Annotated in this window: 18 protein-coding genes; 16 read left to right on the top strand and 2 right to left on the bottom strand. The window is 42.9% G+C overall.

Annotation, left to right across the window (positions count from 1 at the left end; genetic code table 11):
* Positions 1 to 55: 55 nt before the first annotated feature.
* From IHV12_RS04370 to IHV12_RS04335, 8 genes are all read left to right on the top strand, one after another.
* Positions 56 to 1,000 carry a carbohydrate ABC transporter permease gene (locus IHV12_RS04370; protein ID WP_197189965.1) on the top strand — a complete coding sequence of 315 codons (945 nt, stop codon included), beginning with the start codon at positions 56 to 58 and terminating at the stop codon, positions 998 to 1,000.
* A gap of 18 nt (positions 1,001 to 1,018) precedes the next feature.
* Positions 1,019 to 1,840 carry a carbohydrate ABC transporter permease gene (locus IHV12_RS04365; RefSeq protein ID WP_197189964.1) on the top strand — a complete coding sequence of 274 codons (822 nt, stop codon included), beginning with the start codon at positions 1,019 to 1,021 and terminating at the stop codon, positions 1,838 to 1,840.
* Positions 1,841 to 1,867: 27 nt separating this feature from the next.
* Positions 1,868 to 3,223, top strand: a complete 1,356-nt coding sequence (locus IHV12_RS04360) for an FAD-dependent oxidoreductase (RefSeq protein WP_197189963.1) — start codon at positions 1,868 to 1,870, stop codon at positions 3,221 to 3,223.
* Complete coding sequence (locus IHV12_RS04355) at positions 3,224 to 5,773, top strand: glycoside hydrolase family 38 C-terminal domain-containing protein (RefSeq protein WP_197189962.1); 2,550 nt, start codon at positions 3,224 to 3,226, stop codon at positions 5,771 to 5,773.
* A 42-nt stretch (positions 5,774 to 5,815) separates the two neighbouring features.
* A complete protein-coding gene (locus tag IHV12_RS04350) occupies positions 5,816 to 7,498 on the top strand; it encodes an ROK family protein (protein ID WP_197189961.1) in 1,683 nt (560 codons plus the stop codon).
* 453 nt (positions 7,499 to 7,951) lie between these two features.
* Positions 7,952 to 8,911 (top strand): acetylxylan esterase, encoded by a 960-nt coding sequence (locus IHV12_RS04345; protein ID WP_197189960.1) that lies wholly within the window; start codon positions 7,952 to 7,954, stop codon positions 8,909 to 8,911.
* Between the two features lie 22 nt (positions 8,912 to 8,933).
* The gene (locus IHV12_RS04340; RefSeq protein WP_197189959.1) at positions 8,934 to 10,466 is read left to right on the top strand and encodes a DUF4127 family protein; all 1,533 of its coding nucleotides are present in this window, start codon (positions 8,934 to 8,936) and stop codon (positions 10,464 to 10,466) included.
* A 4-nt stretch (positions 10,467 to 10,470) separates the two neighbouring features.
* The gene (locus IHV12_RS04335) at positions 10,471 to 11,358 is read left to right on the top strand and encodes an ROK family protein (protein WP_197189958.1); all 888 of its coding nucleotides are present in this window, start codon (positions 10,471 to 10,473) and stop codon (positions 11,356 to 11,358) included.
* Positions 11,359 to 11,393: 35 nt separating this feature from the next.
* On the opposite strand, the gene IHV12_RS04330 is transcribed toward IHV12_RS04335, so the two are convergent.
* Together IHV12_RS04330 and IHV12_RS04325 are read right to left on the bottom strand one after the other, a co-directional pair.
* The gene (locus tag IHV12_RS04330) at positions 11,394 to 11,600 is read right to left on the bottom strand and encodes a hypothetical protein (RefSeq protein WP_197189957.1); all 207 of its coding nucleotides are present in this window, start codon (positions 11,598 to 11,600) and stop codon (positions 11,394 to 11,396) included.
* A 35-nt stretch (positions 11,601 to 11,635) separates the two neighbouring features.
* Entirely contained in the window at positions 11,636 to 12,013 is a 378-nt protein-coding gene (locus IHV12_RS04325) for a hypothetical protein (RefSeq protein WP_197189956.1), read from the bottom strand.
* Between the two features lie 426 nt (positions 12,014 to 12,439).
* Here IHV12_RS04325 and IHV12_RS04320 point away from each other — a divergent pair, with 426 nt between their 5' ends.
* From IHV12_RS04320 to IHV12_RS04285, 8 genes are all read left to right on the top strand, one after another.
* Positions 12,440 to 14,830, top strand: a complete 2,391-nt coding sequence (locus tag IHV12_RS04320; protein ID WP_197189955.1) for a beta-galactosidase — start codon at positions 12,440 to 12,442, stop codon at positions 14,828 to 14,830.
* Positions 14,831 to 15,082: 252 nt separating this feature from the next.
* On the top strand, positions 15,083 to 16,447 hold the full coding sequence (locus IHV12_RS04315) for an ABC transporter substrate-binding protein (RefSeq protein WP_197189954.1): 1,365 nt from the start codon (positions 15,083 to 15,085) through the stop codon (positions 16,445 to 16,447).
* A gap of 31 nt (positions 16,448 to 16,478) precedes the next feature.
* On the top strand, positions 16,479 to 19,439 hold the full coding sequence (locus IHV12_RS04310; RefSeq protein ID WP_197128767.1) for an extracellular solute-binding protein: 2,961 nt from the start codon (positions 16,479 to 16,481) through the stop codon (positions 19,437 to 19,439).
* Positions 19,420 to 20,316, top strand: a complete 897-nt coding sequence (locus IHV12_RS04305; protein ID WP_231618237.1) for a carbohydrate ABC transporter permease — start codon at positions 19,420 to 19,422, stop codon at positions 20,314 to 20,316. The genes IHV12_RS04310 and IHV12_RS04305 overlap by 20 nt, the downstream gene beginning before the upstream one ends.
* 19 nt (positions 20,317 to 20,335) lie before the next feature.
* Positions 20,336 to 21,214: a carbohydrate ABC transporter permease gene (locus tag IHV12_RS04300; protein ID WP_197189953.1), complete on the top strand. Its 879-nt coding sequence runs from the start codon at positions 20,336 to 20,338 to the stop codon at positions 21,212 to 21,214.
* Between the two features lie 20 nt (positions 21,215 to 21,234).
* Positions 21,235 to 23,250, top strand: a complete 2,016-nt coding sequence (locus tag IHV12_RS04295) for a YIP1 family protein (protein WP_197189952.1) — start codon at positions 21,235 to 21,237, stop codon at positions 23,248 to 23,250.
* Positions 23,243 to 25,528 (top strand): DUF5696 domain-containing protein, encoded by a 2,286-nt coding sequence (locus tag IHV12_RS04290; RefSeq protein WP_197189951.1) that lies wholly within the window; start codon positions 23,243 to 23,245, stop codon positions 25,526 to 25,528. The genes IHV12_RS04295 and IHV12_RS04290 overlap by 8 nt, the downstream gene beginning before the upstream one ends.
* Complete coding sequence (locus IHV12_RS04285; RefSeq protein WP_066398199.1) at positions 25,509 to 26,369, top strand: carbohydrate ABC transporter permease; 861 nt, start codon at positions 25,509 to 25,511, stop codon at positions 26,367 to 26,369. The genes IHV12_RS04290 and IHV12_RS04285 overlap by 20 nt, the downstream gene beginning before the upstream one ends.
* Position 26,370 lies beyond the last annotated feature (1 nt).

Here is a 26,370-nt window from a genome sequence, read left to right as displayed (position 1 = left end):
ACTAGCTTTTTTTAAAAAAAGCCTAGTCTCTACTTTTTAAAAGGGAGGTTCTAACATGAACAGAGAACCTGTTGTGCTGCCAAATGTAAAAACAAAGATCACAACAACAAAAAAGAAGAAAAAGTTTAGTATGAAGTTCCTTACACCATGGCTGTTTTTACTTCCAGCTATCGTGATTCTAGCGACGTTTTTAGTGTTTCCCATCCTAGAAGCGTTCAAGTGGAGTTTTCTGGATTATAAAATCATTGCGGGTACTGGAGAATATGTTGGTCTAGCTAACTTTAAAGAGATGTTTGCAGATAAGTATTTCTGGGTTGCGTTAATGAACACGCTGACGTTCCTCGTGATCGTCCTGCCATTAAACGTCTTTTTACCAATGATTTTAGCAGTCCTTGTAAACCAAAGAATAAGAGGAGCCGGCACGTTCCGCGTTCTCTACTATCTCCCAGTTATCACACCAATGGTAGTAGCGGCGCTCATGTGGAAGATGCTTTATTCACAAAGCGGAATCATCTCTGAGTTTTTAGTAAAACTAGGCGTGTTTGATGGTCCTACCAATCTACTGGTTCAATCATCAACAGCATTAACAGCCGTAGCAGCCATCACTGTATGGAAAGGGCTCGGCTACTATATGATCATTTATTTGGCCGGTCTGCAATCGATTCCAAAGGATGTTTATGAGTCTGCAAGTATTGACGGAGCATCCGTTTGGAAGCAGTTTACGAAGATTACAATTCCGATGCTAACGCCATCTATTACACTCGTATCGGTTATGACAATTATTGCCGGCATGAAAGTCTTTGAAGAGATCGCATTAACAACGGGCGGTGGTCCATCAGGTGCGACCACTACGCTCGTAATGTACATCTACAGCAAATTTATGAGTCTTGACGTAAGTATCGCGTCTGCTGCAGGAATCGTGCTGCTCGTACTTGCCATCGCTGCATCACTTTTACAAATGAAGTTAACAAGTAAACGCGAAGACGATCTGCGTGTTTAATAGATTGGGGGGGAAACCATGAAATCAAAACAAAACAGTAAAATATGGCTTTACGCCGTTATGTTACTCATCACTGTGCTAACGGTCGGACCGTTTCTAATCACGTTATTTATGGCAATGAAATCCGGAAGTGAAGGCATCTACACAAGTCTTCTTCCGAAAGACCCTACACTTGCTAACTTCGTATCGGCATTTGAAAAAGCGAATTTTGGACTTTACTTTATGAATACAGCGATTATTACAGCGATCGCAATCCCTCTAAACTTATTGTTCTGCAGTTTAGCGGCATATCCACTCGCACGAATGGACTTTAGAGGTCGAAGTGTTGTTCTGGCACTCATCATCTCAACGATGATGGTACCGTTTCAGCTATACATGGCTCCACTTTTTCAGCTAGCAGGAGAACTAGGACTAAGAAACACACATATCGGTCTTGTTGTAATGCAGGTTTCAACAGCGTTCGGAATCTTTTTAATGCGTCAAGCTTACCTTCGTATACCAAAAGAACTTGAGGAGTCGGCTTACTTAGACGGCGCAAACCGATTTAAAGTTTGGTACCTTGTTGTATTGCCACTTGTAAAGCCAACACTTGTAACTCTGGCGATCTTCACATTCATGGGCACGTGGGGCGATTACTTATGGCCGCTTCTTAACTCAACAGAAAGCAGCATGTACACGTTATCCATTGGTCTTGCGCAGCTTTCACAGAACTTTGACGGATCGAACTTAAAATTAATTTCTGCAGCTTCCATCTTAACGACAATTCCAACACTTTTAATCTTTATTTGGCTGCAAAAGTACTTTATTTCAGGAGCAACAGACGGAGCAGTAAAAGGATAAACATATCTTTATAAGAGGTGAATTCATTTGAGTACCTTATCTTTTTGGGGCAGAGAAATACCTGTCATTTATGATGTGGATTGTGTTGTGGTCGGCGGCGGTACGGGAGGCGCGGCAACAGCGATCTCTGCATTAGAAGAAAATCTCTCTACATTAGTCGTAGAAAAAACCATTTCACTCGGAGGAACTCAAACGAATTCGCTTGTTTCTCCTATGATGCCGACTCATGTGAAAACACAGCGTATCAACAGTTTGATTACTGAGCGTTTAAATAAAGAAAATGTGGAAACGAACGATGGAACGACAGCTTGCAGCTGGTTTAACGTGGAGTCTTTAAGTTATGTACTCGAACAGCTCATTACAGAACGCGGAGGCAGTATTCTGTATGATGCGAATTTTATTGATTGCGTCAGGGAAAACGGGAAGATCACGCATATCATCGTAAACACATGTGATGGGCTTATAGCGATTTCAGGAAAAACGTTCGTTGATGCTACAGCAGATGCCGTTCTTTCTCGTTCAGCAGGTGTTGAAGTTGTGAGCGGAAATAAAGATGGTGAAAATCAGCAGATCTCTTTTCGATTTGAAATGGGCGGGATTGATATTCCAGAGTTACGAACGTTTATTCTCTCTCAGAATGAGACGTTTTGTAAGATCGAAAATCCTGACTTTTTTGAGATCGCGATGGTTCCTGGTAAAGGGCATGTGTTAGAACCTTATTTTCGAGAAGCACTCGCTAACGGTGACTTAATTGAGGAAGATCTGCGGTATTTCCAAGCGTTTACTCAACCTGGAAAACCCACGGTCATGTCATTCAACTGTCCGCACATTCCAGGCATCACAAAAACAACAGATCCTAAGCTTCGTTCAAAGGCTGTTGTAAAAGGAAGACAAATGATTCGCAGGCTCGCAACCTTTTTACCAAAATGCATTCCGGGATTCCAGAACGCGTTTCTATTGAAAGAAGCGAATCAGCTTGGAATCCGGGAGTCATACCGCATCGTTGGGCAATATGTGCTCACTGAACAAGACTATGTAGACCGTGCACGATTCCAAGACGGAATTGCTCGAGGCGACTGGTACATTGATGTTCACAGCGTTACAAAGAAACCGGTAAATGAAGCGAAATTCTCTCGTGGAGAATATTACGAAATTCCTTACCGTTCACTTATTACGTACGAAGTGGAGAACTTGGTTGTTGTAGGCCGACACATCTCTAGCACATTTTTGATGCAAGCTTCTCTTCGCATTCAGCCGACAGTTCGTGATATGGGGGAAGCGGCAGGGAAAGCCTGTGCGTATTCAATTAAAAACAACATGGCATTAAATACATTGAACGGTGCTCTCCTGAAACAGCAGCTTCAAATGGTGGAGGAGTTTTAAATGAAGAACATAAAGACAGTAAACATATTGAATCATACGCATTGGGACCGTGAATGGTACGAAACGTTCGAAGAGTTTCGTTTCAGGCTTCGAAACGGACTTCGCTATACACAGGACCTGTTGAGTGAGGGGAAGATCGATAACTTCTTTTTAGACGGACAGACGATCGTTCTGGATGATTACCAAGAAATCGTAAGTGATGAAGAATATGCGCGTCTTCTTACTTTTATAAAAGAAGGAAAAATTGAGGTTGGCCCCTGGTATCTCTTAGCAGATGAGTTTCTCGTTTCAGGTGAGTCCATGATTAAGAACTTGGAGATCGGAACAAGCACGGCAAAAAAACTAGGTTCACCGTACAACATCGGATATTTGCCAGATACGTTCGGACACATCAGCCAGATGCCGCAAATTTTACGAAATTACGGAATTGATTCTGCACTTATTTTCCGTGGTGCTATATCGGACCGTTTTGAAAACACATGGGAAGGTGCAGACGGAACGAAGGTATTTACGATCGTCCTGCCACTATTTGAAGGGTATTATCAAACGTTCCTTAAATCTAAGGATTTTGTGGAAAAGACGATAACCTATTTAGAAGGAAATGCTCCATATTTAACTTCAGGCAATGTTTTGATCATGAACGGAGCGGACCACACGTTTACGAGTTCAGATGTGAATGAAAGAGTGGAGAAGTTGAGTGAGGAAATGCCCCATATCGCGTTTAAGCAAACATTGATGTCTGAATATGTGGATTCCTTCGCTGGAGTCGAACCAGATGGAACAATCTCGGGGGAACAACGGGACCCATCAAAGATCTTCATACTTCCAGGTGTGTATTCCACGAGATCTTATTTGAAAAATCAGAACCAAATGTGCGAAGACCAAGCAATTGGAATTATGGAGGCATTAAACGTTTGGACAAATGGTCGTTCAGATTCTGCAACGTTCATGGAATATGTGTGGAAGCTCATTTTACAGAACCAGCCACACGACAGTATATGCGGATGCAGTGTGGACGCGGTTCATGATGAGATGGAGACTCGAACGCAAAAAGTGTTAAGCGCGATCAGCCGATTTTCAAAAGATATTCTTCACGATGAATTTCCGTTTGAGTATCTAGACGATTCAGTAGATAACGGCTACTTATATTTGGTCAACAACACACCGATCGCGTCACGTTACCCTGTAACAGCAACGATCCGCATACCAGCTCCATTGGACAAAGGTTCGATCAAACTGTTTCATAACGAAGAGGAGATTTCGTTTGACGTGTTGAAAAGAGAACGTCGAGAAGAATTTATTCATCATATTTTAGCTGAGCCCCACTATGGAGATTATGTGATCTATGATGTAAGCTTTTCGCTACTCTTTGACGGTGCCGAAATGAAAGCTCTTCGAATTGAACGTGTGGAAAATGAATCGGAAGTTGTTGAAAGTTGTGCGTTGCCATTCATTCAAAACGACTTTTATAAAATTGAATGGAACGAGGACAGTTTATCCATCACTGACCTAGAAACGGGCCTGAGACATGATGATCAACATCATTTCACGTCGTCCCTAGATGCTGGGGACACTTACAACTATTCACCTCCTCTGAATGATAAAATAAGTAAAGCCGTAATCACAGAGGTATCGGATATCCTTAACGGCGAGACGTTCCAGTCAGCTACAGTGCACTATGAGATGAAGTTGCCTGCTTCACTGAACGAAGACCGATCAGGTTCGAGTGAGGCTGAGACCATAAACACGATGAAAACAACGATTACTCTTCATAAAGGGAAAAGGTTCATCTATTTTAAAACGAAGGTAAACAATACGGCGAAAGACCAAAAGCTGAAGGTTGGATTTTCAGCTTCAACAGCCGATATTAGCTATGCAGATACAGCGTTTGACCTCATCCAAAGGGAAACGCTTCGAGATAAGAAGTACGATATGCCCAAAAATAAAGAAGCGATTATGAATCAATATCCGACTCAATCCACAGTGATTGCAAATGAACATCAGCTTCTTCACCGCGGTTTACAAGAATACGAGGTAGACTCTTTTAATGGTAAAGACCACATTTTCTTAAGCGTGATCCGCAGTGTTGGCTGGTTGTCGAGACGCGATCTGCGTACGCGTGGTAACGGGGCTGGACCAGGTTTTGAAACACCTGGTGCACAATGTCTCGGTGAGTATGAATTTAAATACGGATTGGTTCTTGGCAAGAACAATATGAGTTTAAACAACGGAAAATTTTTGCGTCAGCAAGTGTTGACTCAGCAATCATATGTGAAAAAAGAGGATCAAAAGCTGTTTAAACTTTCATCAGCTGAGGTTGCTTTTTCCTCATTCATGTTGAAGGAAGAAAATACGTTTGATATTCGTCTGTTCAATCCTTCTCATGAGGATGTGAACACAGATTTGATTTTTGGTTTTGATCCTGAAGAGCTGTATGAAGTTGATTTTACTGGAAAAATCATTTCCAGCGTTTCCGCAGCAAAACAAATAGCCATTACGTTTGGCCCTAAACAAATCAAAACCATTCGTGTAAAAAGGAAAGGCCGGTAATGAAGGGATCAAATACTCCGTCCTTAGAAAATGAAGGTGATCATGATGAGAAAGTTTGTAGCATTTGACATAGGCGGGACATTAATTAAATACGGTGTTATTTCAGAAGATGGTTCGTTTATTGAAAAATTCGAGGTGCCAACAGAGGCGCAGCTTGGCGGACCTGTTATCGTCGAAAAAGTGAAGCAATGTGGGAAGCAGCTGATCGACAAGCATGATATAAGCGGAATCTGTGTCAGCACGGCTGGCCAAGTAGATTCCAAAGAAGGCGTCATTTTGTTTGCTTCTTCTTTAATTCCAAACTACACCGGAACCAAGTTGAAGCAGGAGCTAGAGAACCATTTTAACTTGCCTGTAGAAGTAGAAAATGATGTGAACTGTGCCGGGCTTGCGGAGTCTTGGATTGGAACAGGAAAAGATTCGAAGAGCTTGTTCTGTCTGACGATTGGTACAGGGATCGGCGGAAGCTATATTTTAGATAACAAACTTCACACCGGCCACAGCTTTAGCGGTGGCGAGATTGGTTATATCCCGATTGAAGGCGGTCAGTTTGAAGAACTGGCTTCGACACGCGTATTAATTAAAAATGTAGCGAAACGAAAAGAAGTAGCTGAAATTGAGCTTGATGGTAAGAAGATTTTTGAGTTGGCACAAGCAGGCGATGAAATATGCATCGAGGAAATCGAACGCCTTGTGTACTATCTATCAAAAGGAATCGCCACGGTCGCGTACATGATGAATCCAGAAACGATTATTATCGGCGGTGGTATTACCGCTCAAAAGGAATACCTTCTGCCTTTAATCATGAAACAGCTCAAGATCGATATGATTCCAGCTATTTTAGCAAAAACGAAGATCGAGATCGCCCGTAACTTAAATAATGCTGGTATGGTTGGAGCTCTACGTCATTTCTTGCTTCAAGAATCCCTGCAGCCGCTTAAGAGCATCACAACAATGATTGAATCGAACAGACACAAGCTGACGAAACGTGAGCAGATGATCGCAAAATACATTATCACAAATCTAGAGTCATTTCCGAACAGAACGATCTCCGATTTGTCGCGACAGATTGATGTATCAGAAGCTACGATTACACGTTTCTGTCAGAAACTAGAGTTTGGTTCATACAATAAGCTTCGATTGATGGCAAAAGAAGCATCTGTTAGCACAAGACTTTTCGAACCATCTGAAAGTAATCATTTAACAGGCCTTAAAGAAACATATGTAAAAATGCTGAAGAAGTTTGATACGCTCTACGAGTTAAAAGATGTTGAAAAAGTAAAGCAACAAGTAGCTAACGCAGAACAAATTTACTTATATGGTGGAAACAAACTGTCTTTTATCGCCGATCAGATGAAGTATAAATTGATGAGACTTGGTAAGAAAGCAGACACCTTTTTGTCTGCATATGAGATGGAATTGTCGGCATACACATTAGATAAAAATACACTTGTGATCGGACTTAGTGCTTCTGGTTATGATTCAGAAGTGGTTGGTATGCTGAGGCAAGCGAAAAAGTTAGGCTGCGAAACGATCGGAGTAACCAGCCAGCAGGACTCTCCGTTAGCAGATGTTTCGAATACGCGATTACTCATTCCAGCGACAGATGATATCGCGGGTGATGATAACTCCATTTGTGAGGTTTCCGCATTCTACCTAATGGATGTTATCTTAAAAGAACTGCAAAGTGACTATAATACGGAAGAACAAAAAGAGATTATCTAATAGCTCAGAAAAAAAGCATATAATTACGCTGAATTCTGATATAAATGAGCCGATTCTTCGTTTTTACTGATGATGGGACAGGGTTTTTTAGCGGTAAAAAGAGATGAAGTTTGTATTTAGGAGTGTTGGAGCGAAACAAGGGGTCCACTGAGCGAAACTCTGATCAGTTGGGGCGAAACATGGTGTCCACGGGGTGAAACGAGTGGTGTTTGGGGCGAAAAGAGCCTTAGTTTGAGCGAACGTGTAACAAATAAAAAAACACGTACCGTAAAAACAGACTGCTTGTAGAGTTTTTGCAAAAACAGACGGTGAACCTGTGAACTGCTGAACTGAGGACTCGCAAAACGCACCTTTGAGATCGCCAACTTTCTATAGAAATGAATTGAAAAGAAAGGGAGAAAATATGACACTACAAATATTTTCTCCTTTTTACGTATAAAAGGGTGAAAAGTCTTGAATGCATACGATGAAGCAATGGAACAACTTCAAAATTACAAACCTAAACGGACTAAAAAAGCTGATTTCGAGGAATTTTGGAATGGGTTAAAAGTTGAAAATCAAGAGTATCCGCTGAATGTAGAAGTGAAGGAGCGGGCATACAGCGTTCCTGGTGTAAAAGTCTATGATGTGGCTTTTGAAGGATTTCGCAATTCACGTATCCACGGTGTTTACGTGACACCAGAAGTTTCAAAAGACGATGCACCAGCTGCAGTCATCTTTCATGGCTACAACTGGAACACGCTGCAGCCGCATTATACGTTTAAGCATGTGATTCAGGGGATACCCGTTTTATTAGTAGATGTAAGAGGACAGAGTGTGAAATCGGCAGATAAGAATTCCTATGAAAATGGAGGAGCAGCCGGTTGGCTTACGCAGGGAATTTTTGACCGTAATCAATATTATTACACACATGTTTACATGGATTGTTATCGAAGCGTTGACGTTGTTCGGAAGCTTTCTGGAAAAAGGAACGTTTATCTGGAAGGTGGTAGTCAGGGTGGGGGATTGGCTATTGCCACTGCTGCTTTACAGGAGAACATCACCTTAACGTTATGCGACATCCCATTTCTTACGGACTTTGAACAATCAGTTGGACTTGCTGCAGAAGGACCTTATACAGAGATTTCGCATTATTTTAAAGTGCACGATCCTCAACATCAAACATCACCTAAAATCTTTGAAACGCTTAGTTATGTTGACACAATGAATCTAGCAAGCTCTGTAACGTGTCCGGTTCTTTTATCGGTTGGAATGATGGATCCCGTATGTCCGCCGTTAAGCGCTTTTGCTTTGTATCATCATTTAGGCGGGCCAAAGGAAATTAGAATATACCGTGAATACGGCCACGAAGTTCCTATGCTTCATGAGGAAGAAAAGCTAAAATTTATTCACTCTTATATAAAAAGAATGTAGTGAAAGAAAGAAGGTCAAACGCATGAAAATTGCTTATTTACCAATAGATGAACGCCCTTGCAACATCACATATGTTCAGATGATCGCGGAGTCTTCACATGATGTAGAGTTGTTTGTTCCTGCACCCGAACTCTTAGGTTATAAAAAGAATGCGGCGAATACAGAAGGATTGTGGAACTGGTTAAAAAATATGGCAGGGAGAGTGGACGCTCTTATTTTAAGCATTGATATGCTGGTTTATGGCGGTTTGCTTCCATCTAGACTTCATTATTTGACCGAAAAAGAGAGTGCGGTATGGGTGGAGCGCTTACGCTCGTTGCGTCGCGATTATCCGAATCTAGGAATCTATGCATCGAACTTAATTATGCGCACGCCAAAATACAGTTCGAGTGACGAGGAACCGGATTATTATGAACATTGGGGCCGGGAATTGTTTTTACGCTCTTATTTGTTGGATAAAGAGAAGCGCGAGAAGTTAACAGAAGATGAGACGAAGCATCTTAGTGAGATCGATGCAAAGTTACCAAAAGAACATATTGAAGACTATGAGACGAGACGTGTCTTCAATTCAAACATGAATGTGCACATGCTAGATTTGGTTAAGGAAGGCGTGCTGACGTTTTTGTCGATTCCGCAGGATGATAGTTCTGAATACGGATATACCGCGATTGATCAAAGCACTGTGGTGACAAAACGTGAACAGCTTCGTTTATATAAAAAGGTTCACATGTACCCTGGTGCAGATGAAGTTGGAGCGACTTTATTAGCGCGGGTTTATAATGATTTGAAGGGGCAGAAACCTAAGATCTTTCCTATATGGAGCAGTACGCTCGGCCAGCAGCTTGTGCCCATGTATGAAGATCGTCCTTTTGCAGAAAGTTTAAAAGCACATGTGTTAGCAGCGGGGTGTCAGTTAGTGGATAGTGCTACGGATGCCGATCTCGTGCTCGCATATAATACGCCTGGCCGTGTGATGCAAGAATCATGGGAACAGAATGTAAAGGACATTACGTACACTAGTTTCAGAAATATGCTTACGTTTGTAGACCAGATTAAGGATTACATCGACTCAGGGAAAAACGTCATTGTGGCGGATTCCGCCTATGCCAATGGCGGAGACCGCGAGTTAATTACCCTTTTGGATGAAGAGCGTATTCTTGATAAACTCGTCTCATACAAAGGATGGAACACGAATTGTAATACGCTAGGTACAACCATCTGCCAAGGAGTGTTAGGTGCTGATGGGAAACAGCCGAAGATTCAAGAGAACCTTATCTACCACCTCTTTGATGATTATTTTTATCAAGCAGAAATACGTATGGAAATGAACGCAGATTTTCTGCCGAAGTATGATTTGAATTATTTTGATTTGAAAGATGAAACGGTTCGTGTGAATGAAGAACGTAATAACCGTTTGATAACCAGATTTAATGAGCAGATTCTTCATAGTTTTAAAAAGTTCAAAATCGATAATTTGAAAACATTTGCTCCTTGGAACCGAATGTTTGATTGCGGTCTCTCATTTGATTTTAAGGATGCTACATGTAAGGAGTGATTTTATGTTATTAGGCGCAATTGAAGCGGGCGGCACTAAGTTTGTGTGTGGAATCGGAAATGAGGACGGAGAAGTTATTGAAAGAATCTCTATCCCTACAACAACCCCTGAAGAAACGATGAGACACGTTGTTGATTACTTTATGGAAAAAAAGGTGAATGCTCTAGGAGTTGGTTCATTTGGGCCGGTTGATCTTGATGTTTCAAGTGCAACTTATGGTTATATCACGAGTACGCCGAAAGAACATTGGAATCAGTATGATTTAGTCGGTGAACTGAAGAAGCACTTCCAGGTTCCGATCGGATTTGATACGGATGTGAATGCTGCCGCTTTAGGCGAATCTCTCTGGGGTGCCGCCAAAGGTCTAGATAGCTGTCTGTATATGACGGTTGGAACTGGAATTGGAGTAGGAGCCGTTTCGGAAGGGAAGCTGGTACATGGGATGCTTCACCCAGAGATGGGCCACATTCGTGTTAGGCGACATGTTGAAGACCATTTTGCAGGAAGCTGTCCGTTTCATGGTGATTGTCTAGAAGGGATGGCGTCAGGTCCCACAATCGAAGCACGTTGGGGAAAGAAGGGCGTAGAGCTCGCGTCGGATCTAGAGGTGTGGGAGCTAGAAGCTTATTATCTCGCACAAGCTCTTGTAAACTACATTTTGGTGCTCTCTCCAAAACGTATTGTGATCGGCGGTGGCGTAATGAAACAAGAACACCTATTTCCGCTCGTACGAAACGGGGTGGTTCAGCTGTTAAACGGCTACATTCAACACGAAAATGTACTGAATCGAATTGATAAGTATATTGTACCGCCTGGTTTAGGTGACAACGCAGGTTTGTGTGGGGCTTTAGCTTTGGCTAGGCAAGCATATGCTATTAAAAAGACAAGCTGACTCTGGGAAAAGAGTCAGCTTGCCTTTTTCTATACTTATTTACTTTTTTGGGGCAAACAGCTGGCTAACGATAATAAGAGAATCATCGCTTCCGATATCGTAATGAACAGAGTGAAGTATTTTTGAGCATCGTCAACCCAGCTCTCTTTGTTGATTAGTAATAATCCAATTACCGCGAGCAAGACTATGTTGGCTAACCAGAAAAATATAAATCCTCGTTTAAATGAAAATGTTCTGTTCATTGGCAGTTCTCCTTGAGACTTCTAGTACTTTAATTTTATCCATTATACATAATTAGTAAGATCAACCAGTTGATAAGCAGCAGAAAAAAGAAAAGAAGAGCCAGCAATTTGTTGATGATCCATGGTATTAGGCTAAGTACGGATTGAACAGCGTCGTTCAGACCGTAAAAAGCAAATGTAGTGTATTTATATATTAATGAGAGAACATCCACTTTGTTTGTAACAAAACTATTATTATAGCGTTCAATAATGGCACGTTGTACAAATATAGAAAAGAACGCAGTGATGGCGTTAGTTAATAAAAGAAGCATGATTATAGTTGTTGGAAAAGGGATGTCAATTCCTACAAAAATTAGTGAGAAAAGAGAAATGAATAGAATGGTTAGAAGTATACTGATTAATTTGGCAGTCATAAAGAAACCTAAACCTTCCTTGATAATGGAATATTATAGATAGTTCTAGAATAGCACAAGGGATATAGTCTACATAAAGGTTAGGAAAACAAACCTGAAATTAATAGATGTAAAATTCTCGAGCGCAGAATTCTGAAGTTACTGATTGATTAGAGAACTTCACAACCACCACGTCACAATTTTTAGAAAATTATATTGTAACCGTTTACAAGTTGATTTATAATATTTAAAAGTGAAACGTTTCTATTGTTAAAATGAGGATTTCTGGTATTGAACAACAATTCAAACGTTTATATTTACCGAAAATCCTATTTTTTTGTACTATATCGAAACGTTTCGAATAGCTATACCCACACGCATCAACCATTTGATTTAATCCATTTATACTCCAGTACCCCGGTTTTTTTCCGGATGAAGAGGTGATTTATGAAGAGCATAGCAATAAAAGAAGAAAAGGTGATCGTAGACGGTCAGGAGGTCTTCTTGTTCGGAGGAGAGCTTCACTATTTCCGAATTCCGAAGCAAGACTGGCGCGAGCGCATACAGCAGGTAAAAGAAGCTGGCGCGAACATGATCAGCACATACGTGCCTTGGATTTTCCACGAGTATGAGGAAGGTGTTACGGATCTTATCGGAACTTCTCGACCAGAACGTGATCTACATACGTTTCTGCAGCTCCTACAAGAAGAGGGTATGTACTGCTTAGTCCGTCCGGGTCCATACGTGATGGCAGAAATCGTGGATCATGGTGTGCCAACATGGTTTATCGATAACTACCCGGAAGCCGTAGCGAAAACGAACGTTGGCGAGATTCATCCAACCCGAGTCGTGAGTTATAGTCATCCAACATTCTTAGAAAAAACGGAGCTTTGGTATGAAAAGGTATGTGCCGTTATTAAGCCGTTTTTAGTAACAAACGGTGGTCCAGTTATCCTTTTTCAGCTTGATAACGAAGTAGGGATGTTTCACTGGGTGACGAACCAACCCGATTTCAACACTTCAACACTGCAAGAGTTTCAACAACATCTGAGAACAAACTATACAGAACAATCGTTTCAAGAAACATTCCGCATTCCGTTTAGCGAGATTCAGTCGTTCGCGGAAAACATGACGAAAAAGCCTGAAGCGATCTACGCTCATGCATTACGAAATGAATTCGGCTTATTTTTACGACAGCACTATAAGCGTTTCATCGAGCATCTGAAACAGTCAGCAGAGGAAAAAGGTATCGATGTTCCGTTCGTCGTGAACATTCATGGTTTTCATGGAATCGATATCTTAAAGCGCGGAACGATGTATCCGATCGGCATTTCGCAGCTGCTTGAGACCGCGAAAATTGAGAACACACTCATGGCTGGTGATTATTACATCGGTAACATCGAGTATGACAGCTATGTGGACATCGTTTTAGCAAACGCCTTTACAAAAGCGATCCAATGGAAAGAGCAGCCGCTTTTCTCAGCAGAGTTTCAAGGTGGAAGCATCCACGATAAACCGAAGCTCCAACCAACTACGTTTGATCTGACGACGCGCTTATGTATCGCGGACGGGATGAACGGTGTGAACTATTACATGTTTGGTGCGGGCGAGAACTATGAAAACATCGGCTTGTTCGGCAGACGTCACGATTGGCAGGCACCACTCACTAAGTCGGGCAAGAAGAATCCGCACTATCCTGTGATTCAGCATATCGGAAAGATGCTTCAAACATTTGAAAGCTCACTTCTACAAACGAAACCAGTCGTTGATACACATCTCGGTTTTTATCCGGATTATTACATGACAGAGTTTCATGATGAGCATACGAAACACATGGTCGACCAGATCCAGCGTGATCGTGAAACTTTTATGGCAAACGGCATCGCAAAAGCACTTCGCGTGAACAACATTATCTATGATGCAATCAATGTACAGGATGATGATGAGATTGATCCAAATAAAGTTCCTTCTCTATGGATGTTTACCACAGAGTGGATGGATGAAAACATTCAGCAAAAACTCGTTACGTATCTAGAGAATGGCGGAAAGCTGATTCTGTTCCCAACGATTCCGACAAAAACACTGAAAAATATACCGTGTACGAACTTAAAAGATTACATCAACGTATCGGTAAAAGAAACAAAGCACCGCGTGTTCGGTCAGATCGATCAGGCGGACAACGTGTTGATCGACCGAGCTGATATCTATGAGACAACTGATGGAGCGTTTGCGCATATAGAGGACAAGCCGGACGAAGTGATCGCATTTGAAAAGCAGCTTGGCAAAGGTCAGCTCTATATGTTTGGAATCGGTATGGATCACGGTTTTCATTATCAAAACGACATCATCGTCGAGCTTGCCAAACGAGCTGGAATACAGAGTCGTTTCACACTTGAAGAAGAGCTTGATATTACCGTTCGATCTTCACCAGAAAAAGGAGACTTCTTCTTTCTTCAAAACTTCGATGAATTTAAGAAATCAACGACGATTACGTACGACGGAGCAACCCTTTTCGGTGGGAAAGAAATTTCAATTCCGATGCGAAGCGGCCTCATGCTACCGGTCAATGTACCGTTACATGAAGACTTGTTCATCGAATACGGAACGGGTGAAATCTACGAAACGGTACAGCACCAAGACGTGATCTCACTCACAATAAAAATGGTTCAAAAAGAAGAAGAATTCGTCTTCCGTTCCCCCTCCTGGAAACCTGTAGACACTAAAGAGGTTTCAATAGAGGAAGTACAAGAGCACACATACAAAGTGCTAATTTCAACAACAGAAGACACAACATCCATCCGGTTTCAACCAGCGTTCGCAAACGCTATTCAACCATAAGTACCAACAAGGCTATTTCTACCTGTTGAACCTGAAGTATTTGGACTTTTATCATCTCCGAATAAGTTGATTGGAGTGCAGGGTGCGAGACTCCTGGGGGATCAGCGGGACAGGTGAGACACCTAAGGGCACAAGGTGCCGAGGTGGCTCACCGCACGCCCCCCGGAAAGCGAGCACCTGAAACGGAAATCAACAGCTTTCAAAAGCAACAGAGCGAATAGCAAATAAAATTAATTGGGGAGTTGATAGGTAATGAAGAAAGTATTATCACTATTCATGATCATCGCACTGCTATTTTCAGTAGCAGCTTGTAGCTCAGATGACAAAGCAAGCTCTGACGACAAGAAAGAAAACGTAACCATCTCGTATGCAAGCTGGTCACTTGGTACGGAAAAAGAACAAAACCTTGAGCGCTTGATGATCAAAGCGTTCGAGAAAAAGTATCCGAACATCAAGGTTAAGATCGACGAGTCGATCAATCCGACAGATTGGAACGGAACACTCGCTGCAGCAGCAAGTGCGGGCAAGATGCCAGACGTTTTTGCTCTACCACAGATTCCATCATCACTTTCTAACGATTGGTTGATGGACATCACGAAAATGACAGAAAAAGATAAAGATTTTGCAAACATTCCTGAAGCGGTTCGTGAATCAGCAACATACAACGATAAAGTGTATGCGGTTCCATTCGCACAGCATTTCTTAGGTTACTTAGTAAACAAAGATCTATTTAACGAAGCGAACCTCGATTATCCTGAGTTTGGTTTTTCACTAGAAGAGTACACGAAATCCATTAAAGAAGTAACGAACATCAACAAAGGTGTAGCTGGAACGAACCACGCGTTCTCCGTAACAGACTGGTATCCGGCAGCAGCGAACCCAGACATGGGCTGGTATACGGTTCAAGACGGGCAATACTCTCTTGACTCAAAAGAATTCATCGCAGGAGCGAATCTTGCAAAAGAAATCACAACGAACAACTACGCGTACGAGTCACTTCCAGATGACTTGAAAGCTAACTTTAAAGGGGAAAACCCAGAAGAAGTATGGATGAACGGACAAGTTGCTGTGAAATGGGACGGCACTTGGGGAGTTCCTGCTCTTGTTGAAAAAGGAACGTTTGACTTTGACTTCATAGGACTTCCTGGTGGAAGAACGGGTGTAACGAACGACTTTGTTGGAATCTCTAAAACGAGTAAGCACGCTGAAGAAGCATTCCTTTTCTCTAAGTGGATGTCATTCGGTAAAGAAGGTTTCATGAAGCGTATGGAAATTGCTGAAAAAGAAGGAAAAGCTCTGAACACACTTCCAGTTAACGCAGATCCTGAAATTTTAGATGAGTACTTTGCGATCAATGAAGTGCCTGGAATCAAAACAGCTTATGACAACTTAGACAACGCAGTCGTTGAGCCGGTTAAAACCGTACCTGGCTATGTAGATGCACGCTGGGAAGCACCAACAGGCGTAAAGGTTGGAGAAGAAGCGAACGCGAAAGTGGCAGTTATTTTAGATAACGTGATCAAAGGAAACCTGAAGATCGAAGACTACGCAAAGCAGCTTGATCAATTAGCAGACCAAAAGAGTAAAGAAGCAAGTGAGGCTTTAAAAGATAAATAGAAAGCCTGAAGTTTAAGGGGAGGTTGATAGTATGAAGTTTAAAAGATTTCTTTGGTTAGGTTTAGCGCTGTGTCTCATTATTCCACAACCCTATGCATCTGCTGAAGGCAACAGTCAGGATAATAAGCCTGCCGAACAAGTCGTGGAGGAAAACTATCATACCGTCCTTAACAGTTGGGAGAAGAAAGGGACAGGGGACGCTTCAGAATTTGAAGCGTCTGTCTCTCCTTCTGATTTTAAGATCAAAGACAAAAAGAACCTTTTGTCAGAATCAGAGAGTAAGGGCTATAACGATCGTGTTTTCTATTGGCATAACCGAGACTCCGTTTCTTATGAAGTGAATGTGAAGGAAGCGGGACTATATGAGCTAGCGTTTGATTATTATCCACTGAGCAACGAGGTTGTTCCAATAGAGGGCGCCATTCAGGTAAACGGTAACTATCCTTTTTATGAAAGTCGAAGAATCGTGTTTCCGGCCGACTGGAAAAACGAGAAAAACACCTTTGAGAAAGATCGGTTCGACAACGATATGATTCCGAAGCAAAAGCGGATCGAGCGTTGGAACACGTTAACAGCGGAAGATGCGAGTCAGTTGCAGTCTGAGCCACTTCGATACGAACTGAAAAAAGGAAAAAATACGATCCAGCTTACAAACCTATCAGGTGAGATGCTGCTAGGTAAAGCTTACGTCAAATCACCTAGCAATCTACCAAGCTATAAAGAATACACAAAGAAACATGAAGATGCAAAAGTGGCGGACACGTTGATCACACGTGAAGCCGAGAAGGACTATGAAAAGAACAGCTCGTACATACGTCCTTTTGCAGCAGATGATTCATCAGCGGTACCGAGCTCTCCAAAGAACCTTCTATTAAACACACTAGGTTCTGAATCGTGGAAAGACTCCGGACAGACGGTGAATTGGAACGTCAACGTGAAAAAAGAGGGCTTTTACAAGCTAACATTTAAAGTGTTGCAGAACAAAGAGACGGGCGGTCCGGTTTTCCGAAAACTGTTGATCGACGGAAAAGTTCCGTTTCAAGAGACTTCACCCGTTACGTTTCCCTTCAATAAAAACTGGGATAATGTCACGTTAGAAAATAAAGAAGGAAAAGATTATCTGTTTTATTTATCAAAAGGTAAGCATCAGATCGGTCTAGAAGCGGACGCAGCACCTGTTGAGCCCGTTCTTCATACGACAAACAAAGTGATGCGCGAGATGGAAGAGCTGACGCTTGAAATTCGAAAGCTTACAGGAAATCAGACAGATACATCGCGTGGCTGGAAGATCAGCGAGTACATTCCAGGCATCGATAAAAAACTGGCTGGCTGGGCAGATGAGCTAGAGCAAGAACTGAAGTACCTCAGAACTCTTGATAATACAAAAGAAGATTCAAAAGATATGGTCTCGCTTGAGATGGCGGTTCAGAAGCTAAGGGCACTTAGCAAAAAGCCAAATGAGATTCCAAGCCGACTTACTGAGCTGTCAGAAGGATCGTCTTCAGCGGCACAGTTGCTCGGAAACATGCTCGTGACTTTGCCAGAACAGCCGTTAACGGTCGACCGTTTCTACGTGCATGGTGACGAAAAAGAAGTGCCGGATGCAGAAGCCGGTTTTTGGGAAAAGCTGATCGACTCGATTCAACGCTTCTTCTTATCGTTCTTCTCAGAGAACTACTCGGCGAGTGAAGCAGAAGAAGATACGTTAGAGGTTTGGGTGAACCGACCGCGTCAATACGTGGAACTCCTACAAAACCTATCTGATCAAAACTTTACGCCAGAAACAGGAATTAAAGTAAAATTCTCGATCATGCCAGAAGAGCAGAAGCTGATTCTCGCGAGTGCGTCGAACAAACAGCCAGACATTGCGCTTGGTATCTCTTCGTGGCTGCCATACGAGTTATCCATTCGTGGTGCAGCCGTTGATCTGCATCAGTTCGATGACTTCGAAAAGTTCAGCAAGCAGTTCTCGCCAGGAGCTTTTCTTCCGCTTATGATCGGTGATTCGGTCTATGCGATGCCAGAGACGCAAGATTTCTTTGTGCAGTTTTACCGAAAAGATATTCTGCAAGCACTCGGTCTTCCGGTTCCAGATACGTGGGATGACGTGAAGAGTATCTTGCCAGAGCTTCAGCGTTTTGGAATGAACTATTATACGCACATCGCTGGTGCGACAGGGTTTAAGCCGTTCCAAGCAACCGCTCCGTTCGTGTATCAGTTTGACGGAGATCTGTACGGAAAAGATGGCATGAAGACCGCGATTGGAACAGAAGAATCGTTAAAAGGCATTCAGTTCATGGCAGAGCTGAACACGATCTACAGCATGCCGTTACAAGTACCGAACTTTTATAACCATTTCCGATATTCAACACTACCGATCGGGACGGCTAACTTTACGACATATACGCAACTTACGGCAGCCGCTCCAGAGATCGCTGGATGGTGGGATATTGCACCGCATCCGGGTGTGAAAAAAGAAGACGGAACAGTGGAACGCTGGGCTACTGGTTCAGGCCAGTCGGCAATGATCTTCAAAGGAACGAAGAGCAAGGAAGATTCGTGGGAACTTTTAAAATGGTGGCTGTCAGAAGATACGCAGACCGAGTTCGCGACCAATCTTCAGATGTTGTACGGACCAGAATACATGTGGAACACGTCGAATCTAGAGGCGTTTAAGAACCTTCCGTGGCCAGAACAGCATAAGAAAACGATTTTAAAGCAATGGGAGTACCTATACGAAGTACCGAAAAATCCAGGTTCGTACATGATTGAGCGTGAGCTTTCGAACATCTGGAACCGCATCGTGTTTGACGGTGTGAACCCGAGATCGGCAGTTGACGATTCCGTTGTTGCGATCGACCGGGAGATCAAGCGAAAGATGGAAGAGTTCGGATATGTGAAGGACGGCAAGATGGTCAAGCCGTATCCGATTCCTACGATAGAACAAGTGAAAAGTTGGGCAGGCGATGAGAATGAAAAAGAAACCAAATAAACGAGATTATTCACCGTGGATGTTCCTTGCTCCGTATATCATCTTTTTTACAACGTTTATCATCATACCTGTTGCAGCGGCAATTCTTTTGTCATTCACGTATTTTAACGCGATCGAGACGCCATCGTTCATCGGGTTGAGCAACTATGTCGGTCTGATCACACAGGATGAAGTGTTCATGCAGAAGATCCTGCCGAACACGTTAACGTTCGCACTGATCGTGGGCCCTGGCGGGTATATCTTATCGTTCATACTCGCTTGGGCGCTCGCTCAAGTGCCAAAGCGCATGCGAACCGTACTTGCGCTGGTCATCTACTCTCCATCCATGACAGCAGGTGTTGCGATGGCCGTTGTTTGGACGATCATCTTCTCTGGAGATGAAACGGGTTATCTTAACAGCTTGCTTCTAACGATGGGTGTGCTGTTAGAGCCGATCCAATGGCTGCAGTCACCTGAGTATTTGATGAAAATCATGATTTTTGTAACGCTTTGGGGCTCTATGGGTGTAGGATTCCTTGCGATGTTATCAGGTGTTCTAAACATTAACACTGAGATCTATGAAGCCGGATACATCGATGGCATCAACAACCGTTTTCAAGAGATCATCTATATTACGATTCCGTCCATGAAGCCGCAGATGCTGTTCGGCGCGGTCATGGCAGTCGTTGGAACATTTCAAGCTGGTGCGATTGGGGTAGCGCTATCGGGTGCCAATCCGACACCGCAATATGCGGGTCAGCTAATGGTCAACCACTTAGAAGATTATGGATTTATCCGTTATGAGATGGGTTACGCAGCAGCGATCTCGGTCGTGCTGCTCATCGTTGTATATCTGTTCTCGAAAGTAGCCTGGAGGCTGTTTGGAGAGAAAGACTAGCGAAAAAGGAGTGATCAACATGTCAGCCTTTCAAGGGACAAGAATGAACCCGTCAAAGTTTCATAAAAGTCAGCTGAAATTTCTTGCATTTTTAATACCACTGGCTGTCTTTATGGCTTTGCCGATCGTCTATATATTCTTTCATGCGTTCAAACCGATCGACGAACTGTTCGCGTATCCACCGCGCTTTTTTGTAGATAACCCAACTATGCAGAACTTTGTAGACCTTTTTACAAAGACGAACGATACTGGCGTTCCGATGTCGCGCTTTCTGTTCAATTCTGTTGTCGTTACGCTGATCGTGGTTGTTCTGACGGTAATCATCAGCACGATGGCAGGCTACGCGCTATCAAAGAAAAATTTTAGAATGAAAAAAGCGATCTTTGAGATCAACACGCTTGCGCTCATGTTCGTACCAGCGGCGGTTATGATTCCCCGGTACCTATTGATCGACGAACTAGGTTTGATCAATACGTTCATGGTTCATATCCTTCCGTTACTTGCGATGCCGATCGGTCTGTTTCTCGTCAAACAGTTCATCGATCAGATACCGGATGAACTGCTTGAAGCAGCAAGACTTGACGGAGCATCTGATTTTCAAATCTTCGTTCGGATCATCATACCGCTCGTCAAACCTGCCATCGCGACCATCGCGATTCTATCGTTCCAGCTCGTTTGGAACAGCATTGAGAGTTCGTCTCTTTATGTGAACGATGAAGGACTGAAGACGTTCTCGTTCTATATGTCGACGTTAACTTCAACCGTTGAAGGAAACAACGTAGCAGGACAAGGACTTGCAGCAGCCGCATCCTTGATCATGTTCGTACCAAATCTAATCATTTTTATAATTCTGCAGAGCCAGGTGATGAACACGATGGCCCACTCAGGAATCAAGTAAGAAAGTAGGAGGGGGGAGAAATGAAGCGCATTGCCCAATTTGTAGCATTATTGGTATTCCTGCTCGTTCCGATCTCATCTATCGCTTCTGCTTCTGTCCCTTATCAGACAGAAACGTTATCAGCAGACGGTCAGACGATCGAAACACAGACTGCATACACACCGGTCGGCACCTTACTGCCGGACGTTGAAATTACAAACCCGGAAGATATTTTCTCTGATTCAAAAGGAAACCTTTATATCGCGGATTCTGGTGCCAAAAGAATTCTCGTCGCTGACAGAAACGGGAAATTTGTACGCGAGATCGGAAAAGGTGTTCTAAAATCACCAACTGGCGTCTATGTGGACGAAACGGAAAGAATCTTTGTAGCCGATTATGAAGAAGAGAAGATATTCCGCTTTTCAAAAGACGGCAAGGTAGAAGAGGAATACGGAAAACCGGATTCGCCGCTTTTCGGTAAAAGCTCTTCTTTTAAGCCACAAAAAGTAGCGGTCGACCGTCGCGGCAGCATCTACGTGATCAGTGAAGGGTCAACGAACGGAATCATCCAGCTTAGTAAAGATGGCGGATTTCTTGGCTATTATGGTGTAAACAGCACAGAAGGATCGTTTGGAACGTTTTTGCAGAAGCTTCTCACATCAGAGAGTAAAAAAGCAAATATGTTCATGAAAACACCTCCAGCACCAGATAACATCGCGCTTGATGATCAAGGTCTCGTCTATTCTGTGACAGAAGGAACGTCGAACGAAGTCATCAAAAAGCTGAACGTTGCTGGAAAGAACATGTTGTTTCCGGATATCTCTGATGAGAAATCATTACAAGATATCGCGGTCGATCATGACGGTAACATGTTCGTCGTATCAAGCACCGGCGAGATCTATGAATATGACAGCTTTGGAAATTTACTGTTCATCTTTGGTGGAAAAGACGACGGAACGAACCGTCTTGGGTTGTTCAAACAGCCGACAGGCATCACGATCGATCCTGATGGCAGACTGTACGTGACCGATAAAGAACGTGGCATGATCCAAGTCTTTGAATCTACTGCTTTTTCCAAACAAGTGCATGAAGGAATCGCGCTTTTTAAAGAAGGTCGTTATGTAGAGAGTCAGAAGTATTGGGAAGAAGTGCTGAAGATGAACTCTTCGTTCGGTCTCGCACATTCTGCCATGGGTTCTGCTTATTACAAACAACAAGACTATGATAAGGCGTTAGAAGAATACGAGTTTGCAAACGACGTGTACGGTTATTCCGACTCGTTCTGGGAAGTTCGTCACGCGTGGATGCAAGAGAACCTGGAAACGGTGTTGTTCGCGTTAATATTCTTTGTCATTTTGTACTATATCGTTAAAGTGATCGACAAAAAGAAAGGCATTCTGGATCAGCCGCGCAGAAGAATCGGTGCGATTAAGAAACAAAGATTGATAGGAGAACTGCTCTTCCTGTTCAAGTTCTTCCGTCATCCGATCGACAGTTTTTATTATCTGAAAAGAAAACAATACGCGTCGATTCTATCAGCGACGATTCTGTATGTAATCTTAATCGTCGAGTATATTTACAGCCGCTTCTATACCGGGTTTATCTATAAAACGGTGAGCAGCGATGCGAACTTAGTCGGCGAGCTTCTCTTACTACTCGTACCACTCGCGTTGTTTATTGTCGTGAACTATCTCGTTAGTACGATCAACGACGGTGAAGGAAGATTTAAGGATATCTATATCGGAACGATCTACTCGCTCGCTCCGTTTCTCGTGTTCAGCCCAATTCTGACCCTTCTGTCGAACGTGCTGACTTATAATGAAGCGTTTGTTTATGTTTTCTCAATCCGCATCATCTACGCATGGTGTCTGATCATTCTTTTCATCATGCTGAAAGAGATCCACAACTACACATTCTCAGACACGATCCGAAACATCTTCGTCACGCTGTTCGGTATGGTGATCATGCTTCTTGTTGTGTTCATCGTGTTCGTGTTGATCGATCAAGTGTACGATTTTGTTTATTCCATCATAAAGGAGGCTGTTCTTCGTGTATAAAAAGATAAGTATCGCGCTTCTTACCTTGCTCGTACCGATCTCTGTATTCGCCGCGCAAGATGATAAAAAAAGTACGGAGCAGCCTCCCGTACCAACAGAAAAGAGTCAAAACGTGATGAAGTATACGTCTTCATCGTTTACGAAGCCTGAAAAAGCAGATGATGCTCCGATCAAACAGAAAAATTCGTTTCAAGGCTTTGAAAAAGCAGCCGAGAACGAAAATCTTGCTCTTTATGTGAACGAAGAAACGCTCGCTATCAAGATCGAGAACAAGAAAACGAAGTACGTTTGGAACTCAGGACTGGATAATCCAGATCAGTATCGACTGAACAAAACGTGGGAACAGATGGCTCAATCTGCGATCACCGTTGATTATATGGATCGTCGCGGAAAGGTGAAAACCGAGAGCATCACGACGAACGATTCTAAGCCTCGTGTGAAGACGAACGATAAAGGATTCACCGCCTCTCTTTACATGAATCAGTCAAAATTAGAGTTTGAAGTGAACGTCGAACTTCAAGAAAACGATCTTGTTGTTTCAATTCCTGAGAATGAGATTAGGGAAAACAAGTACACGAAGCTCATCTCGATGCGCGTTTATCCGTTTTTAGGTGCGGTGAACAAGAGCGACATCAACGGCTACATGTTCATCCCAGACGGATCTGGTGCATTGATTCGTTATGAAAAGAACGGAACAAAAGCCGATGCACCGTTTACGGGATCCATTTACGGTGATGATGAAGCCTTTTTAAAAACGAAAGTGAAGAAGGAAGAAGATGAAAAAGTAACACCAGTCGAGCAGATCAAGATGCCGGTATTCGGAACGGTTCATGGTGTGAAGCAGAACGGATTTCTTGCTGTGATTGAAGAAGGCTATAGTCATGGTGACATTTTAGCGTATCCGTCAGGCGTTTCGACCGACTTTAACTGGATCTCTTCTGAATTTCATTTTAGAAAAGAATATTATCAGCCGACGAGTAAGAACATGAAGGGTCTGAACGTATATCAAAAAACAAAGAACCCGTTCGGCGTGAAGCTGAGATACATGTTCTTACAAGAAGATGATGCTGATTATGTAGGGATGGCCAAAGCGTATCAAAACCATCTTTCTGATACAAAACAGTTAGAAAAACAAGACGACAAAACCGGCGTCAGACTCGAGTTTTTAGGTGGCGAAGTGAAGGAAGGTCTGTTGTGGGATTCGGTTCTGCCGATGACGAAGGTTACAGACATTCCGAGTATGACGTCTGAGCTCAAAAAAGACGTCGATGATCTGTTCGTCGTTTATAAAGGCTGGTCAGAAGGCGGCTTAACCGGAACACTGCCTCAGAAGTTTCCGTTTGAAAGTGAGCTCGGAAACAGTGATGACGTAAAGGACACGATCGACAGTCTTAAAAAGGATAACATTCCGCTTTATTTTTATAGTGATTATACAAAAGCGTACGACGGAGCTTCCGGTTATTCTGGCAGCAAAGACGTAGCGAAGAAGATCAGTGCCGAGACGATCTCACACAGTGAAGATAAGAAGACACTATATTATCTATCGCCAGGAAAATCACTTGCGATCGCAAAAGAGGATGCAAAGGATTTTAAAGAGCTAGACATTTCAAACGTGGCAATCGATACGAGCGGGTATACGTTGTTCTCTGACTTTAGCGGAAAGAAATCGAGCGAGCGAAACCAGACGATCAAAACGTATCAAAAGCTGTTTGGGACTTTGAACAAAGAAGTAGGAAATGTTGCTCTCTACGAGCCGAACACGTATCTATGGAATCAAACGGATCGCTATCTCGACATTCCGATGAACGCGTCGAACTACGTGTTTGAAACAGATACGGTGCCGTTTTTGCAGATCGTGCTAAAAGGCTATATGCCATATTACGCGCCGTTCTCGAACTTTCAGTCAGATTCGGAAGATCAGATGTTGCGCATGATTGAGTACGGAGCATACCCGTCGTTTCTTTTAACGAAGGAAGCGTCACATCTTCTTGCGAAAACAGCATCGAGTGACGTTTATACATCGGAATACTCGATCTGGAGAGACAAGATTTTGTATCAGTACGAAAACATTAAGAAAAGTCTTGGTGAGGTAGAAGGCGAAGAGATCGTCAGCCGCAATGTGCCTCATACTGGTGTTGTTGAGGTAGAATACTCCAACGGAAAAGTGATCGTCGTCAACTACACGAATGCGACTTATAAAAGTAACGGTATTGAAGTGAAACCTAAGGATTTTGCAGTAACAGAAGGGGGAGAAAGCGATGAAACGACTAGGCAATAACAGAAATCTAACAGGATTGCTGTTTGTTTCACCATGGATCATCGGCTTTCTCGTCTTTACGGCGTTTCCGCTTTTATACTCACTCTTTTTAAGCTTTCAGGAAGTGAAGATTACGACAGATGGCATCAAAACAAACTTTGTAAGCTTTGGAAATTATGAATATGCGTTTTCGGTCGATGGAACGTTCGTTGACCGCGTCCTAAAATATCTAGAAGAGATGGTCATCTCCGTTCCGATCATCATCGTCTTTTCGTTGATCATCGCTCTATTGTTAAACCAGAAGATCAAGTTCCGCGGACTGTTCCGCACGATTTTCTTTCTGCCCGTAATCATCGCAAGCGGACCGGTTATCAAAGAGCTGATCGATCAAGGAATCACGACGATTCCTTCTATTGAACAGTACGCGATTTACCAAGCGTTAAATGATAACCCGGATGGTTTCTTTAACGGAATTCTACTTTATTTAATTAAAAACTTGATTGTGATCCTGTGGTATTCAGGCGTACAGATCCTGATTTTCCTTGCTGCTCTTCAAAAGATGGACAAGCAGATCTTTGAAGCGGCGAAGATCGACGGTGCGAGCAACTGGGAGTTCTTTTGGAAAATCACTCTGCCAAGCCTTACGCCGATGATCATCGTTAACTTGATTTACACGATCGTAACGTATTCGGTCTTCTCGCTCAATCCGATTATTGAACATATCCAGAAAAACATGTTTAAAGTAGACACAGGCTATGGCTATGCATCAGCACTATCTTGGATCTACTTCCTGATCATCGCCGCTGCACTTGCGATCGCGGTTGGTGTGATGACGGTAAAAAGAAAGAAAAAATACACCTAAG

Origin of the sequence: Fictibacillus sp. 7GRE50 (assembly GCF_015903875.1) — a bacterium.
In the GTDB taxonomy this organism is placed as follows: Bacteria; Bacillota; Bacilli; order Bacillales; family Fictibacillaceae; genus Fictibacillus; species Fictibacillus phosphorivorans.
This window is presented reverse-complemented; position numbering and strand designations above follow the sequence as displayed.